14 protein-coding genes and 1 pseudogene are annotated in these 16,633 nt (G+C 66.6%); 9 read left to right on the forward strand and 6 right to left on the reverse strand.

The window, feature by feature from the left end:
• Positions 1 to 65: 65 nt before the first annotated feature.
• The gene (locus G6N66_RS26180; protein WP_085233785.1) at positions 66 to 797 is read right to left on the reverse strand and encodes a GAP family protein; all 732 of its coding nucleotides are present in this window, start codon (positions 795 to 797) and stop codon (positions 66 to 68) included.
• Positions 798 to 1,253: 456 nt separating this feature from the next.
• Between G6N66_RS26180 and G6N66_RS26185 the strand changes: the two genes are divergently transcribed.
• On the forward strand, positions 1,254 to 2,672 hold the full coding sequence (locus G6N66_RS26185) for a condensation domain-containing protein (protein WP_085233786.1): 1,419 nt from the start codon (positions 1,254 to 1,256) through the stop codon (positions 2,670 to 2,672).
• Between the two features lie 18 nt (positions 2,673 to 2,690).
• Here G6N66_RS26185 and G6N66_RS26190 read toward each other — a convergent pair whose 3' ends face one another.
• Together G6N66_RS26190 and G6N66_RS26195 are read right to left on the reverse strand one after the other, a co-directional pair.
• Positions 2,691 to 3,035, reverse strand: coding sequence for a hypothetical protein (locus tag G6N66_RS26190; protein ID WP_085233787.1), 345 nt, complete (start codon positions 3,033 to 3,035; stop codon positions 2,691 to 2,693).
• The gene (locus tag G6N66_RS26195) at positions 3,032 to 4,582 is read right to left on the reverse strand and encodes an MBL fold metallo-hydrolase (RefSeq protein ID WP_085233788.1); all 1,551 of its coding nucleotides are present in this window, start codon (positions 4,580 to 4,582) and stop codon (positions 3,032 to 3,034) included. Before G6N66_RS26195 ends, G6N66_RS26190 begins: the two co-directional genes overlap by 4 nt.
• Before the next feature lie 132 nt (positions 4,583 to 4,714).
• On the opposite strand from G6N66_RS26195, the gene G6N66_RS26200 reads away from it, so the two are divergent.
• From G6N66_RS26200 to G6N66_RS26230, 7 genes are all read left to right on the forward strand, one after another.
• Positions 4,715 to 5,494: a lysophospholipid acyltransferase family protein gene (locus G6N66_RS26200; RefSeq protein ID WP_163645926.1), complete on the forward strand. Its 780-nt coding sequence runs from the start codon at positions 4,715 to 4,717 to the stop codon at positions 5,492 to 5,494.
• Positions 5,495 to 5,497: 3 nt separating this feature from the next.
• Positions 5,498 to 6,253, forward strand: coding sequence for a lysophospholipid acyltransferase family protein (locus G6N66_RS26205; RefSeq protein WP_085233790.1), 756 nt, complete (start codon positions 5,498 to 5,500; stop codon positions 6,251 to 6,253).
• Between the two features lie 28 nt (positions 6,254 to 6,281).
• On the forward strand, positions 6,282 to 7,067 hold the full coding sequence (locus G6N66_RS26210; RefSeq protein WP_085233791.1) for a lysophospholipid acyltransferase family protein: 786 nt from the start codon (positions 6,282 to 6,284) through the stop codon (positions 7,065 to 7,067).
• An 18-nt stretch (positions 7,068 to 7,085) separates the two neighbouring features.
• Positions 7,086 to 7,916 (forward strand): Cof-type HAD-IIB family hydrolase, encoded by an 831-nt coding sequence (locus G6N66_RS26215; RefSeq protein WP_085233792.1) that lies wholly within the window; start codon positions 7,086 to 7,088, stop codon positions 7,914 to 7,916.
• 85 nt (positions 7,917 to 8,001) lie between these two features.
• Positions 8,002 to 8,661, forward strand: a complete 660-nt coding sequence (locus G6N66_RS26220) for a hypothetical protein (RefSeq protein ID WP_232079419.1) — start codon at positions 8,002 to 8,004, stop codon at positions 8,659 to 8,661.
• The gene (locus G6N66_RS26225) at positions 8,658 to 9,845 is read left to right on the forward strand and encodes a glutathionylspermidine synthase family protein (protein WP_085233793.1); all 1,188 of its coding nucleotides are present in this window, start codon (positions 8,658 to 8,660) and stop codon (positions 9,843 to 9,845) included. Before G6N66_RS26220 ends, G6N66_RS26225 begins: the two co-directional genes overlap by 4 nt.
• Before the next feature lie 22 nt (positions 9,846 to 9,867).
• Positions 9,868 to 10,335, forward strand: coding sequence for a DUF350 domain-containing protein (locus tag G6N66_RS26230; protein ID WP_085233794.1), 468 nt, complete (start codon positions 9,868 to 9,870; stop codon positions 10,333 to 10,335).
• Here G6N66_RS26230 and G6N66_RS26235 read toward each other — a convergent pair.
• From G6N66_RS26235 to G6N66_RS26245, 3 genes and pseudogenes are all read right to left on the reverse strand, one after another.
• Positions 10,277 to 12,244: a spermine/spermidine synthase domain-containing protein gene (locus G6N66_RS26235; RefSeq protein WP_085233795.1), complete on the reverse strand. Its 1,968-nt coding sequence runs from the start codon at positions 12,242 to 12,244 to the stop codon at positions 10,277 to 10,279. The genes G6N66_RS26230 and G6N66_RS26235 overlap by 59 nt on opposite strands.
• A 10-nt stretch (positions 12,245 to 12,254) precedes the next feature.
• A complete protein-coding gene (locus tag G6N66_RS26240; RefSeq protein WP_085233796.1) occupies positions 12,255 to 13,847 on the reverse strand; it encodes an LGFP repeat-containing protein in 1,593 nt (530 codons plus the stop codon).
• Between the two features lie 427 nt (positions 13,848 to 14,274).
• Positions 14,275 to 15,165, reverse strand: a pseudogene (locus G6N66_RS26245) (PirG); the annotation flags it as partial.
• Between the two features lie 246 nt (positions 15,166 to 15,411).
• On the opposite strand from G6N66_RS26245, the gene glf reads away from it, so the two are divergent.
• Positions 15,412 to 16,623, forward strand: coding sequence for a UDP-galactopyranose mutase (gene glf, locus G6N66_RS26250; protein WP_085233797.1), 1,212 nt, complete (start codon positions 15,412 to 15,414; stop codon positions 16,621 to 16,623).
• Positions 16,624 to 16,633 lie beyond the last annotated feature (10 nt).

Below are 16,633 nucleotides of genomic sequence, written 5' to 3' on the forward strand. Positions count from 1 at the left end.
AACGGGGCGGAAGTACCAATTCGCTAATCCTCATTTGCGCAGTTCACAGCGGGCGCAGAGCCTGCTCAGAGGGTGCTCACGCCTAGGACGACCAAGAAGCACCCGCCGGCCGCCAGCAGCAGCGCGAACTCCCAGTGGTCGCGGGTTCGGAGCCATTCCTGCAGGGCCGTCATGAACGCGCGGGTCCGCTGCGGCGCCACCGCATAGCTCACCAGCGGGATCTCGACCAGCGTGAACGCCACCACGTTGAATAGCAGCAAGGCGTGCGCCTGCGCCACCGGTCCGACGCCCGAGGCGAGGATCGCGGCCATCGCGCCCAAATAGTTGGCGGACGGCAAGGCGACGCACAGCCCGCTCACCCACGCCACCCGCAGGGAATCGCCCTGCAAAAAGTCGCGGGCGCGCGCGGACACCTTCCGCAAGCTGCCCGGCGCAGGCGGCTCCAACAGGTCCACGCCCCCTTTATCTTCGGCCGCGCCACCGACCGCGGCGCGCGCCGGGACGCGCCGAATCTGCTTGCGGACCAACACGTTTGCGGCCAGTGCGGCGGCCACCAGCAGCGCCAGCAGCCCGGCCACGATCTGCGCCTGGGCCACCGTGAAATGCCCGGCCAACGGGGTCTCTCGAAGGATGAAAAGTATCACCAGGCCGACACCCAGGCCCATGGTGAAGCCGCCGCACAAGAAGGTGAGCAGTTGCAGCATGGGGCGGGGCCGGTTCAGCATCAACACCGCCAGTCCGAGCCGGATCGGCTCGAAAATCACCGCGAGTGCCATCACTAGCACGGTGATCCACATGTATGAGAACCGTACCGCAGTCACCCGACCGCCGCGTTGGAATGCCTTTCCGGTGCTGCATTCAAAGCTGACACCTAACTGTTGCTCACACGAACGTCAACCGTTGGCCGTACGCTGACATGCGTTGTTGACTTGGTTGGACGCAGCCCGGAATGAGGTCGACGTGGGTGTCAGGAGGTTGCTGAAGGCCTCGCAAGATGTGGGTAATTGGCCCATTTGCTTTAATGGTTATTCCTGCGATGCGGCGGCCAATATGTTGCTAGGGTTTTCTGACAGCCACTACCTACCGACAGCCAGTGGTCCAGCGTCGCGACACGCTGGTGTGTTACCCGGTCTTGGACGGTAGGGCCGGTAGAGGTCGAATAGCAACGTAGGCTCTGGGGCCCTGTGGTTCCGCGGCCGTTGAACTTGAATTTGTCCGTGCGACCGACTGGTGGGGGGACAGGAGGAGGAAAAGTGTTTGCAATGTCAACACTTGACGACTGGGTGCCAGACCCGGGGTCGATAACCTGCTGGCACCCTTCGGCCGCAGCGAGCCTCAATGCGCGGCACGCGCCGGTGAACCCAGTGCCGCCCAGCTATCAGCAGACGCAGCATCTTCGTCGCTACTGCGACCACGCGGCGCGGGGTCTCGAAATGACCCGCATGATGATCTTCACCTGGGAGGTCCCCGGTCGGTGCGACCTGCGCGCCATGGGTTACGCGATCAACGCCCACCTCCGTCGGCACGACACCTACCGCACTTGGTTTGAGTACAAGGACGCGGACAACATCGTGCGCCGCACCATCGCCGATCCCGCCGACATCGAATTCGTCCCGGTCGAGCACACGGACATGACCACCGCGGAGTTGCGTGAGCACATTTCGGCACCCCACCCGTTGCAGTGGGGTTGCTTCCTGTTCGGGGTCATTCAGAGCGCCGACCACTTCACGTTCTATGCCAGCATCGGCCATCTCTGCGTCGACTTGATGATCGTGCCCGTGTTGTTCACCGAGCTGCACACGACGTACGCCACCCTGGTGCGGGGCGGCGTGCCCGCCCCGCTGCCCGCGGTAGGCAAGTACGAGGATTACTGCGCGCGGCAACGCCAGGAGACGTCGGCCCTGACGGCGGACTCGCCCAGCATCCGCGCTTGGTTCGAGTTCGCCGAACACAGCGGCGGCACCCTGCCGCACTTCCCGTTGCCGCTCGGTGATTTGTCGGTGCCGTGTACCGGCGAGCTGCTCAACGTGACCCTCATGGACGAGCAGCAGACGCGCCGATTCGACGACGTGTGCGCCGCGGCGGGCGCCCGCTTCAGCGGGGGCGTGTTCGGCTGCGCCGCCCTCACCGAACACGAGCTGACCGGCGACGAAACCATCTCGCTATTGACCACCACCGATACCCGCAGCACGCCAACGGAACTCGCAACGACCGGCTGGTTCACCGGCCTGGTGCCGGTGACCGTGCCCGTTACGGCGACGTCGTTCGGCGACACCGCCCGGGCCGCGCAGGCTTCCTTCGACTCGGGTCACCACCTCGCGACGGTGCCGTTCGACCGCGCGTTGGAGTTGGCGCCGCCGGAGCTGATGCTGCGCCGCCCGCGGCCCGGAAACTTCGTGATGTCCTTCCTCGACGCCAGCATCGCCCCGCTTTCCGCTGTCGCGAGTTCCGACTTGGACTTTCGCATCTACGACGAGGGCCGGGTTTCGCACCAGGTGTCGATGTGGGTGGGCCGGTTCCGCGAGGAGACCAAGGTGATGGTGCTCTTCCCGAACAATCCTGTTGCCCGCGAATCCGTTATCCGCTACGTGGAGGCGATGAAATCCGTCTTCGTCCGCGTCGCCGACGGCCGGCGCCGGGCAGCCTTCGCGCCCTCCTTGAAGTGGGCTTGATTTAGTCCCCGCGCGCGGCTAGCTGCGCTGACTGAGTAGCACCTCTAGCAGGGCGATGAAATCGTCCGGACGCGCCGGTGTGAACGCGGGACTCGGCCAGATTCCTGGCACCTCCAGGGTGATCAGCGTCGACTTGAACGGCCGATGCACGTCGAGCGGTAACCAGCGACGCAGGTCCGAGCTGCCCCAGAGGCGGAACCGCTGCACCACCAGGCCCAGCTTCTCGGTCCGGTATCCGCGAATGGTTTCCAGCGCGATGACCTTCGAGGTGCCCGACGGAAAGTGGTAGCGGCGCAACGTGATCGCGGTGTGATCCAGCTGGATCAGGCCGTCGTCGTAGGTTTGGCCGGGCGTCTCGCTCATGCGCGGGCGCTCCGCAGCTCATGCCCTCGGGTGGTCAGGCAGCGGCCGGTGTCCAACCGCCACTGCCACCCGTGCAGGTTGCAGGTCAGCATGTCACCTTCCACCACACCGAATTTCGACAAGTCCGCTTTGAGATGCGGGCAGCGCCGCTGAATCTCCCAGCCGTCCAGCGTGATCGATGCCGAATCGTCGTGTGTCTCGGCAAACCAGCCGTCGGCGTAGGCGATGCGCTCGTCGGTCAGGCACTTGAAGAACGTGTACAGGTATTCGTTGTAGCCGCCGACCCGCCACGCACGAAACCTGGTGGACAGGAAGATCGTGTTGACCCAGTCCGGTTCCTGGTCACGCAGCACGGTGCGCACCAATTCCGGCGCTATCTCGAATCCGTAGCGGACCTTTTCGTCGGGAATGCGTTCGCGCACTGTCCGCTTCGGAAAATCCAGGACCACCGTTTCCGGGCCGATGACCAGCTCGACCGGGTAGCCGATGCCGTCGCAGATTTCGTCGCTTTGCAGCATGATCGGCTCGAACAGCGCCCGCAGCGGTTCCAGCAACGGCTCGCCGACCGCGGGTGCCCAGCTCGCCCGCTCCGCCGCGAGGACCGGCGCCATCCGGTCGGCGTACGCACTGATGTATGCCGCCTTCCCGGTGGTGAAGATGGCCTCGACCTCGTCGACGGGCAGCGGATGATTAAGCGAATTCAGCTCTGCGCCAGTGAAGTCCGCGGTCGACCCAGGAATCATCAGCAGGCCCCGGTCATGCCCATGCGTGCGCATCTGGTCTAGGAACACCATCTGGTCGGGGAAGATATTGTCCGGATCGCCGCGGTCGTCGTTGAGGTGGCGCAGCTCCGGATCCAAAAAGCATGGCGGCCCGGCCGAGGGCACCACCCAGGTCGCGCCCACCTGCGCGATGTACTGGCGAGCACGATCCATCTGCCGTTGCCGCTTCTGGACCGCGAACGCCTCCTTGGCGCGCGTCGGCATGTCGTAGACCATCGGATACCAGATCGCGCCGGAGTACTGCAGTAGATGCACGTCGATGTGACCGAACTCGGACGCCAGCACATCCAGATCGACCGGCCGTGCATCGTTCATGTTGAAAACCGTTGTGGCACGGTCGGATACCACAAGCGCTGAGTCACCGATCGGGCCGTCGGCCGGCGCCCGCAGCGCGATGACCATGACGTCCAGGTCGCCTTTGGGTCCGGTCAGCCGGTGCTTGACCGAGTCGGTGGTCTCGAAGAATCGGTGAAAACCTAGCTGCTGCAGCTCGTTTCGCAGGTCGGGCACCGGAAAGTCCGGCAGCAGCACCACCGCATCCTTGTTGACATGGGCGCTCAGGTGCTGGGCGTCGAAGTGATCCTTGTGCAAATGCGAGACGTACAGGTAGTCGCAGTCGCCCAGGGTGTCCCAGTCCAGCGTGCTGTTGTCCGGGAACGGGAACCAGGACGCGAAATAAGCCGGGTTGACCCAGGGGTCGCACAGGATGCTGCCCGCGTGCGTCTCAATCAGGAAGCCAGCGTGTCCGACGCTTGTGACCTGCACAACTACCTTTCAACACCTTTCCCGCACCCGTCGGGCGATCGCTTCGAGCTTAGCGTGGCGCGTCAGCCGAGGTCCCATCCTGTTTCCGGCACTTCAGGCGGCTCACAGTCCGGAGCACTAGGCTGAATGGCTGTGGAACCGGTATACGGGACTGTCATCCAGCTAGCTCGCCTGATCTTTCGCCTGCAGGGGCTGAAGATCAGCGTCACGGGGGTGGAGAACGTACCCGCTAGCGGTGGCGCCGTCATCGCGATCAACCACACCGGCTACCTCGACTTCATGCTCGCGGGCTTGCCCACCTACCAACAGGGACTGGGCCGCAAGGTCCGGTACATGGCCAAGCAGGAGGTCTTCGACCACAAGATCACCGGCCCGATCATGCGCAGCCTGCGGCACATCCCGGTGGACCGGCAAAGCGGGGCAGCGTCCTACGAGGCCGCCGTCCGGAACCTGAAGGACGGCGAACTGGTCGGCGTCTATCCCGAAGCGACCATCAGCCGCAGCTTCGAGATCAAGGAGTTCAAATCGGGGGCCGCCCGGATGGCGGTCGAGGCCGGCGTGCCGATCGTTCCGCACATCGTCTGGGGCGCGCAGCGGATCTGGACCAAGGGGCACCCCAAGAAGATCTTCCGGCCGAAGGTGCCGATCACGGTGCTCGTCGGGGAACCGATCGAGCCCACGCTGGCGATCGAGGATCTGAGCGGGCTGCTGCATTCGCGGATGCAGCATCTGCTGGAACAGGCGCAAGAGCAGTACGGGCCGCATCCGGCGGGGGAGTTTTGGGTGCCGCATCGGCTGGGCGGGGGCGCGCCCTCGCTGGCCGAGGCGACCCGCTTGGACGCCGAGGAGGCGGCGGAGAAGGCGGCCCGCCGCGCCGCGCAAACCGATCAGTCCAGCGGGACGGAGCGGTGATCGATGGCGGAGCCCACCTTTCGCACCCTCGAGATCCTGGTCCAGCTGTTCGTCGCGGCCACCGCAAAGCGGATCACCTACCTGGGTGAGGAGAACATCCCCGAGACGGGTGGAGCGGTGATCGCCATCAACCACACCAGCTATGTCGATTGGGCGCCGGCCGCGCTGGCGTTGCATCGGCGGCACCGCCGGATGCGGTTCATGATCAAGGCCGAGATGGAACAGGTGAAGGTCATCAACTTCCTGATCAAACACACCGGAACGATTCCGGTGGACCGCGACGCCGGGGCCGACGCGTACGCGGTGGCGGTGCAGCGGCTACGCGAAGGGGAAGTGGTCGGCGTCTATCCGGAGGCCACCATCAGCCGCAGTTTCGAGCTCAAGGAATTCAAGTCGGGGGCCGCCCGCATGGCGCGCGAGGCCGACGTCCCGATCGTCCCGCTGATCGTCTGGGGTGCCCAACGGATCTGGACCAAGGACCACCCGAGGCGTCTCGGTCTGCGGAATGTGCCGATCACCGTCGCCGCGGGGGCGCCGTTGCGCGCCGCGGACGACATCCTGCAGACCGATGGCGCGTTGCGCGAGTCGATGAGCGCGCTGCTGCACCAGGTGCAGCAGCGGTATGTTCACGCGGCAGGACAGTACTGGGTGCCCCGCCGCCTGGGCGGCAGCGCACCGACCCCGGCCGAAGCGGCCCAGATGGATGCCCACGAAGCCGCGGCCAGGGCCGCGAACCGTAGCGCGCATCGGTCGCGGTAGGCCGGGGGGCACGGGAAGGAGAGGGGACATGGCAGAGCCGTTCTACCGCTTTGGGGAGTGGATCGTTCCGCCGATGGTCGCGATCAACGGAACCAAGTTCACATTTCAGGGCCTGGAGAACATCCCCACGCGCGGTGGCGCGGTGCTCGCCCAGAACCACACCAGCTACCTGGACTGGCTGCCGCCGTTGTTCGCCGTGCGTGAGCGGGGCCGACGGATGTACTTCATGATCAAGGCCGAAATGGCGGACGTGAAGGCGGTCAACTACGTCATCAAACACGCCCGGCTGATCCCGGTGGACCGCACCCGGGGTCAAGACGCTTTCGACGCGGCCGTGCAGCGCCTGCGTGAGGGGGAACTCATCGGGATGCATCCCGAGGCCACCATCAGCCGCAGTTTCGAACTCAGGGAATTCAAGACCGGCGCGGCGCGGATGGCGCTGGCGGCGCGGGTGCCGATCGTTCCGGTGATCGTCTGGGGAGCTCATCGGATTTGGCCCAAAGATCATCCAAAGAAGGTGTTCCGCAACAAGGTTCCGATCACCGTGGCCGCCGGGCGGCCGCTGGCGCCCCAGGGCACTCCCGAGCAGCTCAACGTGACGCTCCGCAACGCGATGACCGCGTTGCTGTACAAAGTGCAAGAGGAGTATCCGCACCCCGAGGGGGAGTTCTGGGTGCCGCGGCGGCTGGGTGGCAGTGCGCCGAACCAGGACGATTCCCGGGCGATCCGGTTGGCCGAATTGCAGGAGCGGGCCCGCAAGCACGGGCACGACGGTGTGACGCGGCCGGGGCAGGACCAGAGTGGGATTCACTGACGGGACCGGTCGGTAAAAATAGACGCTCAAGGAACCGCGCCGGCCCTCATCGCTTGCGATGTCGATGGCACGCTATTCGACGACGACGAAACCATCACCCCACGCACCCGCGCGGCGGTGCGTGCCGCCGTCGACGCCGGTGCGCAGTTCATCCTGGCGACCGGGCGGCCACCGCGCTGGGTGCGCCCCGTCGTCGAGGCGCTCGGCTTCGCGCCGATGGCAGCGTGCGCCAACGGCGCGGTGATCTACGACCCCGCGACCGATCGGGTGCTGTCCGCGCGCACGCTGTCCGTCGACCTGCTGGGCGAGTTGGCCGAGATCGCGAACAAGGCGATCCCGGGCGCGGGGCTGGCCGTGGAGCGGATCGGCAACAGCGCCCACGACACCGCGACCCCGCAGTTCATCAGCTCGCCCGGCTACGAGCACGCGTGGCTCAACCCGGACAACACCGAGGTGTCAATCGCGGACCTGCTCAGCGCGCCGGCGATCAAGCTGCTGATCCGCAAGGCCGGCGCGCGCAGCGCGGATATGGCCGCCGAGCTGGCCAAGCATGTCGGGCTGCAGGGCGACATCACCTACTCCACCAACAACGGCCTGGTGGAGATCCTGCCGCTGGGCATCAACAAGGCGACCGGTGTCGAGGAGATCGCCCGACCCCTGGGCATCGACGACGACGAGGTAGTGGCCTTCGGGGACATGCCCAACGACATCCCGATGCTGCTGCGCGCTGGACGCGGGGTCGCGATGGGCAACGCGCATCCCGAGGCCGTGGCCGCCGCCGACGAGGTCACCAGCCCCAACACCGAGGACGGTGTCGCGCGGGTGCTGGAACGTTGGTGGAGTATCTAGCGTCGTACGCTGATCCGATGTGGGAAACTGCCCGCGTGTCCATGTTTGTGCCTGACGCCCGCCGCGTGCCGGATGAGGCCGGCTGATGGGGTCACACGAAGGGCGGCCGCCGGCCGGCGGCGAGCCCGAGGACACTAACGAGGGCGACGAGACCGAGGCGGTCGAGCGGCCCGCAACCGAACCCGAGCCACCCCAAGCCGGGTCGGACGACGACGATTCGACGCAGTACCCCTCCGGCGGCAGTGTCGAGTTCCAGGACGCGGACACGACGCGGCCGCGGGCGCCGACGCCCGCCGAGTTGCGCGCGCGGGAGAAGTTCGCCAAGAAGCAGCAGGAGCTCGAGGAGGCCCGCCTCGCGGCCGAGGCCAAGCGCCGCAAGCGAAATCGCCGGCTGATCGGTGCCGGGGTCGGTATCGGGGTGGTGGGTGTGGTTGCGGGCCTGGGGTATTGGGCGTTTTCGGGACCCACGGTCACCGCGCAGTGCGTCCGGGACGACACCAATGGGCAGCCGGTGATCGTTCCGGACAGTTACTGCACCGGCCACACCGCGGGCCTCAACGGCTTCTTCTTCTGGGGTGGGCATTCGTACCGGTATTACTACGGCAGTTCGGGGTCCATCGGCCAGCGACCGATCGGCGGTTCGACGGTGGCGCCCAGCGGTTCGACGGTAAAGACGCGGTCCGGCACCACCATTCAGCGCGGTGGACTGGGCGGCAAGCTTGGCGGCAAGGGCGGCGGCTCGTGAAGCGCGTCAGAACTCAGCCCCGACCGAATTGGCGCTCGATCGTCGAATCGCAGGGATTGGTGTACGGGACACCGGCGCGCGATGCGCGGGGCGCGGCCCGGCCGTACTGGGACGAGTCGGTGTACTACGAGTTCGACATGGACGAGGTCCTGGCGCTGGAAGCCGACGTCGAGCTGCTGCACTCGATGTGTCTGAAGGCCGTCGAGCAGGTCGTGCTGATGGAGCGGTACGCGGATTTCGCTCTGCCGGAATGGAGTTGGCAGCCGATCGCCGAATCGTGGCGTCGGTCGGACCCACATGTCTACGGCCGCTTCGACCTGCGCTACGACGGGCGCCGGCCCGCGGTGCTGTTGGAGTACAACGCCGACACGCCCACCACGCTGCTCGAGGCGGCGATCCTGCAGTGGTACTGGCTCAAGGACAAATTTCCCGACAGCGACAAATGGGACCAGTGGAATTCACTGCACGAGCAGCTGGTGGACCGCTGGAAGGTCGTCCGTGATCTGTTGCCCAGCAACGAGTTGCACTTCACCTGGTCCGGGGTGGAGACGACCGGTGAGGACCAGATCACAACGACCTACCTGCAGGAGACCGCGGCGGAAGCGGGGTTCACGACCGTCGGGTTGATGATCGAGGACGTCGGTTGGGACAGCGCATTGCAGCGGTTCGTCGATTTGGAAGAGGACCAGATCGACACGATCTTCAAGCTGCACCCGTGGGAGTGGGTGCTTGAGGACGAGTTCGGCCGAAATGTGGTGTCGAGCCTGCCGCAGACGATGTGGATCGAACCGCTGTGGAAAACGTTGCTGTCCAACAAGGCAATCCTGGCCGTGCTGTGGGAGATGTATCCGGGCCACCCGAACCTGCTGCCCGCCTACCTGGACGACCCGCACGAGCTGACCGAATACGTCCGCAAGCCCAAGCTGGGCCGCGAGGGGGCCAACATCACCGTCGTCGGTGCGGGCATGGACACCGCGACCGGCGGAGTCTATGGCGAGGAAGGGTTCGTCTACCAACTGCTGGACCCGCTGCCTCAATTCGACGACATGCGGCCCGCCCTGGGCGCGTGGGTCGTCGGTGATTCGTCGGCGGGGCTGGGCATCCGCGAGACCGCCGGACTGGTGACCGACGACGGCGCGGCTTTCGTGCCGCACAGGATTCCTATAAAAGACGGTTCCCCCTGAAACCGAACGGAGTTGATCATCGATGACGACAACGAATATCGCGCTGTCGGGCTATTGGGATGCGGGTTACTGGAACGTGCTCGGCCGTGGAGTCGGTGCGATCGTCTTGTATGCGATCGTCGGGTTGATCCTGATGGTGATCGGCTTTTATGCCATCGACCTCACCACACCGGGGCCGCTGCGCAGAATGGTCGACGCGGGAAAGCCCAACGCCATCGTCGTCGCCGCCGCGGGGATGGTCAGCATGGCCCTCATCGTGGTGCTGGCGATCTACGCATCGTCGGGCAAGCTGGTGGAAGGGCTGGTGGGTTCCGCGATTTTCGGTCTCGTCGGGATCGTCGCGCAGGTGGTCATGATGAGATTTGCCACCCTGGTCATCGGCATTGACATGGACGCGCTGTTCCAGCGCGACGAGTTCAGCTACGAGTCGCTCATGGTCGCGGCGGCGCAGTTCGCGCTGGGTATCGTTGTGGCGGTAGCGATTCTCTGAGCGTTCTCGGGGGGATCGTGCATGCGCGCAGCGAGTCGGCGTCGATCGTTTGCGGCCGATAGCGCAGCGCCGGCAGGCGGGCCGACATCGTCGCCACGGGATCGGCTGGGCCCTGCAGGGTTTCGGTTAGTCCCGACAAAAACGACCACTCATGTTCATCGCTGCCGAAATACACCACCTCGTCGAAGGTTTCGTGGAAGCGACGCCAGGACCAGCGCAGGGATTCGTTCCGCCACAGTGTCGGACACCCGGCCTGGAACACCACGACGCGGCCGAGATCGCGGCACGTTCTGAGGAAGTCGACGTCGTACAACCGGTTCTGCTGCACGGGTTCGGGCCGCTCGTCGGGCAGGTCGACGACGACGACATCGTAGCGTGCGCTGCATTCGGCGGCGAAGCTCCATCCGTCTCGGTAGTGCACGGTGATCGGGCCGAGTCCGCTTTCGGCGCTGCGCAATTCGTCCACGGTGTACCCGTACGGTAGGTGTTCGGCGCACATCCGCACGGCGTCGCGGTCGATGTCGACGTGGTCGACGTGCGTGGCGCCGGCGGCCACCGCCAACTGGCTGACCACCCCCTCGCCCGAGCCGATGACGAGCACGCGTTCGACCTTGCCCGCCAGCAGCAGCGCAGGAATCAACAACGCCTCGTGGTAGACGAGCTGGCTGAGCTCGGTGCTCTGTCGTTCACCATCGCTGAACAACGCGACGCCCTGTTCGGTGCGCCCGATCACCAGATGCTGGAATTGGGTGCGCGCGTCACAGATGACTTCGGAGAGCCGCCACGTGCGGGTGAGCCCGGGCGCCAACGACTCGACGATGTCCCTGGTCGGCGGGCGCCCGGCGAAATACGTTGGCAACGGCGCGAATCCATTGAACGACGCCGAAGCATAGCTCGCGGTGTAGGCGCCGGCGTCAGCGATTTCGACCCGATCGCCGGCCCGCAGCGTGACCGGGAGCGGATAGCGTTGGTAGAGCACGTCGTCGCCGTCGCACGTCGGCCCGGCGAGCACGGCGTCGTCGACGGGGTCGCCGTCGCGGTCGGTCCGCAACCGGTACCGGATGTACTCGTTCTCGGTTTCGGCGAGCCCGCCGTAGCGACCGATGTCGAGGTACACCCAGCGTCGGCCGTCGGTGCCGGTGCGCGCCGCTACCACCGCGCAGTGAATGGTGCCCGCCGACCCCACGATCGCCCGTCCGGGTTCCACCACGAGTTGTGGGGGATGTGAGCCCAAGTGGCGCTGCAGCGCGGCCGCGATGGACTCGGTTATCCGCGCCAGCTCCGGCGCACCGGTCGCATACGCGAGCGGGAACCCGCCGCCGACGTTGAGGGTGGTCAGGTCGCCGCATGCGGCGAAAATCGGCTCGGCGCAGCGTATTCCGAGCTCCCACGCGGACGGGTCGAGCTGTTGGGACCCGACGTGGAAGCACACGCCCTCCGGTCGAAGTCCCAGCGCCCTGGCGTGCTCGAGCAGGCCGACGGCCTCAGCCGGAGCGCACCCGAACTTGTGGCCGAACGGCGTCACCGATGACGGAAACGGCGGCGCGATGCGGCATTCCACGCTTGACCCGGGGGCGGACTCGGCGATCGCTGCCGCACCGTCCTTGGTGTCGAACGCGAACCTGCGCACCCCCCGCGAGAACGCTCGGGATATGTCTGCCGGTTTTTTGATGGTGTTGCCGAACGTCAACAGGCGGCCCTCGATCGCCGCGGAGGTGCATGCGTCGATCTCACCGGGCGAGGCGACGTCGAATTCCGCGCCTGCTGCCGCGAGCAGGCGCAGGATGGGTTCGGCCGGATTCGCCTTGACTGCGTAGCGGATCCGCGCCCCGGGCAGCGCCGTGTGCAGGGTGTGGAAATCGTCGCGCACCCGATCGAGATCGATGCTCAGATAGGGCGACTCGGGCACATGTCGCAGACTAGATGGCCGGGCGAGTCGGCGGCGAGAAATGCTCGGCCGGCAACTCGGGTGCGCTCGCGGTCGGCCCCGAGACCGGCCCCGAAACCGGTGTCGTGATCCCGTCGACGACCTCGGTGATGGTGCCGGTCAGCCGGTCGAAGTTCAACGTTCCGTGCGCGAAGTTCTGCGTGATCTGCAGCGGCTCTTGGATCTCCGCGCTGGTGGGCAAGCCGAGCACGCCGCGTTCGTAGTCCAGCGAGGCCCAGGCGTTGTAGATCGCGCCGGTGACGGGTTGGGGTCCGGTGGCTGGCGACCAATACATCGCCCCCCGGACGAACGTGGCATAGCGGGCCCCGCCCTCCGCGTCATCCTCCGGGGACGTCGGCGAGCCCAAGACGCTGTTCACGCCGCCGATCTCCTGCCAGTGCTGGTAGATCGCGCCGCCTTGCAGCGCCTTGATCAGCTCCTCGGGCGGATCGTTGAAATGTGAGGCGACGTCCCGGATCTCGTCCATCGACGCATACGCCGCATTGCCCGGGCAATCGGTGTTGCCGACGTCGCGGTGGGTGAAGATGGTCGGCAGCGTCGCGACGGCACCGGCCGGAAAGGTGGTGTAGTGACTGCCCGCCGATTCCAGTGCCACCGTGCCTTTGGGGTCGACGTTGTCCATACCCAGACGCCAGCCGAGCAGCCGGCCCACGGTTCGTAGCTGAAGCGGTGTCGGCGGCACGTCGTCGAAGTTGCCGATCATGGCCACACCCCAGGTGTTGCGGTTGAACCCGCCGGTGTGGAAGGCCTCGACCGCCTTGGTGAGTCCTCCGGCGCTGCCCTCGAACACCTGGCCGTATTTGTCGACCAACGCGTTGTACGCGATGTCGCACCAGCCCAGCGTCTTGGCGTGGTAGGTGTAGATGGCCTTGACGATGCCGGCCGATTCCAGCGGCGAGTAGTCATTGCTGCCCGCGGTGTGGTGGATCACCGCGGCGCGAACCCCGTCGTCGTACTTCGGGGTACCGCAGCGCAGCGATTCGTCGGCGCCCCAATCCGCTCGGCTGATGATGGCGGGCGCCTGACCCGGCATGAGCACGCCGGCCGGGGGTGTCCACGTCGTCTTGGCCGGTGCCTGCGGCGGAGAGATGAGCACGGCGGAGATGTTCTGCCCGAACGGCTGTTCCTTGGTGGCCGGTTTGTAGCCCAGGACCGGTCTTGGCTCGGCCGGCGCCGGGGCCGCCTGCGCGTCCATCGGGCGGGTGACCGCGATCTGCACCGAGGTGGTGGTGCCGACGAACACCGGTTCGGTGCTGCGCGGTCCCACCGGCCCTACGGCATCGGCCCGGCCGGTTTCGAAATCCGTTTGGTACCAGGGCCCCCACGAGCCGTCCGCGCGCTTGGCCCGCACGCGCGTGGAGGTGCCTGCCAGGTCGCCGGTGAGCGCGACCAGCGAGAACGGTAGATCCTGGGAAACTTCGCGAACGGTGATGCCCGCGCCGAGCCCGGTGAGCGGGTGCTCGGCCAGTCGGGTCTCGGGAGCGGCGGCGGGGCCGGTTTCGCGGGTCGGGTCCGCAATCCACGACACGATGACGACCGTCGCCGCGATAGCGGTGAGCAACATCGTCGGCGTACGCCTACCGGACACCACCAGCCGATGTTACTTGTGTGTCTAATGTTATTTGTGAGGCGACACGGTATATGGTCCCAGAACTCCGCGGACGGACGTTCGACGGCACCGCAGAGATGTGACTCTGCGGTGCCGTCAGGGGACAGGTAGTGAAGGTTTGTTACATGGGGGGCGCCAGCGGCGCGGCCGGAGCAGCAGCAGCCGGAGCCGCCGGAGCCGCTGCAGCCGGAGCCGCCGCGGCCGGAGCGGCGGCCGCCCCAACTGCGGCCGGTGCTCCCGCGGCCGGCAGGCCGCCGGTAGGCAGGGCGGCAGCGGGCGCGGCGCCGGTCGGCAGTGCCCCGGCGGGCACTGCGCCGTGGGCCGCACCGGCCGGCAAGGCCGCGGCCGGCAGGCCAGCGGCGCCCGGCGCGCCGGCGGCAGCCGGCAGGCCGGCCGCACCCGGCAGACCACCGGTCGGCAGGGCAGCACCCGGCGCGGCCGCGGCGGCACCACCGTGCTGCGCCTGCATGATTGCCGGCATGATCAGGCCCTTGAGCAGGTCGATGGCCTGGCTAGCGCCCAACTGGTTGGCGGTTTGCATCAGGTCGTTGATGAGTCCGCCGCCGCCGCTGCTGCTGGCGGCCGGGGCCGGTGACAGTCCGGCACCGCCCAACCCCGACGGGTCACCCAGGATCGGGTAGGTGCCGTCGACGCCGGGGTCCGCGATCGGCACCTCACTGGGCGCCGCGATCGGACTGCCCATGCCCGCACCCGTACCGGGTGCGACCCCGGCCGGGCTGGTGAGCGCGGGGTTCGGGGTTGCAGCCGCCGCACCCGGGGTGGTCGGCAGCGTGGGCGTCAGCGCGGTGCCGGGCGTGGTCAGCCCGCCAGTGGCGCCGGTGGCCGCCGGCGTCAGGCCGGTGGTAGCGCCCAGACCGGGAGTCGTCGGACCGGGGCTCGCCAGGCTCGGGCTGGTGAGCCCGGTACCGGTAAGACCCGTGGTACCCAGTCCGGGGGTGCCCAGGCTCGGGCTGCCCAGGCCCGGGCTGCCCAGGCCCGGACTCGTCAACCCGGTGCTGGCGCCGCTGGTCCCGCTCAACGCGGGAACTGGCGGCAGGTTGATGCCAAACTGCGACAGTCCTTGCGTCAGCGCTCCCATGAGCTCGCCGGGCAGGTCGGTGATGACGGCCGCCTGCTTGAACTCGTGGTGCTGCGGCGGTTTGTTGCTTTCGGTCGATTCGTAGACCAGGAAATAAGCGCATGGACTCGCGACTGCCAGGGCGGCGACCGCGCTCATGGCTGTCGAGAGCTTGCGTCGGCGTCGGTTCGGCACGGAAGTCTCCTCAATTTGGGCTATCTGGTGTGTCGGGCCATATCTGCAGATATGAGCCCCACGGAGTCGATGGTACGAGTGGGATTGGTGTGACTGGTGTGGCGATATCGAATCGTGAGGCAATCGGTAGTCGGACCGCAACACACGGCGCGGCAACCCCACCCGGCCGGAGCCCGGCCGGAATCACGGCCCCGTCACGTCGTCAAATGGGGTTATTTCCGCCCGGTCGGATAACGTAGGCAACCGATGACCGCTCGTTTTGACCTTCTCGTCGTCGGGTCCGGATTCTTCGGTCTGACGGTCGCCGAGCGCGTGGCTAGCCAGCTGGACAAGCGCGTGCTCATCGTCGACCGACGCCCCCATATCGGCGGCAACGCCTACTCCGAGCCCGAGCCGCAGACCGGAATCGAGGTCCACAAGTACGGCGCCCACCTGTTCCACACCTCGAACAAGAAGGTGTGGGACTACGTGCGCCAGTTCACCGAGTTCACCGACTACCAGCATCGGGTCTTCGCGATGCACAACGGGCAGGCATACCAGTTCCCGATGGGCCTGGGCCTGGTGTCGCAGTTCTTCGGCAAGTACTTCACCCCCGACGAGGCCCGACGGCTGATCGCCGAACAAGCCGCCGAAATCGACACCGCGGACGCGAAGAACCTCGAGGAGAAGGCCATCTCACTGATCGGCCGACCCCTGTATGAGGCGTTCGTCAAGGGCTACACCGCCAAGCAGTGGCAAACCGATCCCGCCGAGCTGCCGGCCGCCGTGATCAACCGGCTGCCGGTGCGCTACACCTTCGACAACCGATACTTCAGCGACACCTACGAGGGCTTGCCGGTCGACGGTTACACCGCATGGCTGAAGAACATGGCCGCCGACGACCGCATCGAGGTCCGGCTGAACACCGACTGGTTCGACGTCCGCGAGCAGCTGCGCGCCGAAAGTCCCGACGCGCCAGTCGTTTACACCGGCCCACTGGACCGCTACTTCGACTACACCGAGGGCCGGCTCGGTTGGCGCACTTTGGATTTCGAAGTGGAAGTGTTGCCGATCGGGGATTTCCAGGGCACGCCGGTCATGAACTACAACGATCTCGACGTGCCCTACACCCGCATCCACGAGTTCCGCCACTTTCACCTCGAGCGGGACTACCCGACCGACAAGACGGTGATCATGCGGGAGTACTCGCGATTCGCCGAGGACGACGACGAGCCCTACTATCCGATCAACACCGAGGCCGACCGCGAGCTGCTGGCCGCGTATCGGGCCAAGGCGAAGTCCGAAACCGCGTCGTCCAAGGTGCTTTTCGGGGGACGGCTGGGTACCTATCAATACCTGGATATGCACATGGCCATCGCCAGTGCACTGAACATGTACGACAACGTCCTGGCGCCGCACCTGCGCGACGGCGCGGAGCTGATCGAAACGCAAAAAGAAGAGGAAGGCGCGCACGCATGAGTCGTGCCGG

This window comes from Mycobacterium conspicuum, from assembly GCF_010730195.1.
GTDB classification, from domain to species: Bacteria; Actinomycetota; Actinomycetes; order Mycobacteriales; family Mycobacteriaceae; genus Mycobacterium; species Mycobacterium conspicuum.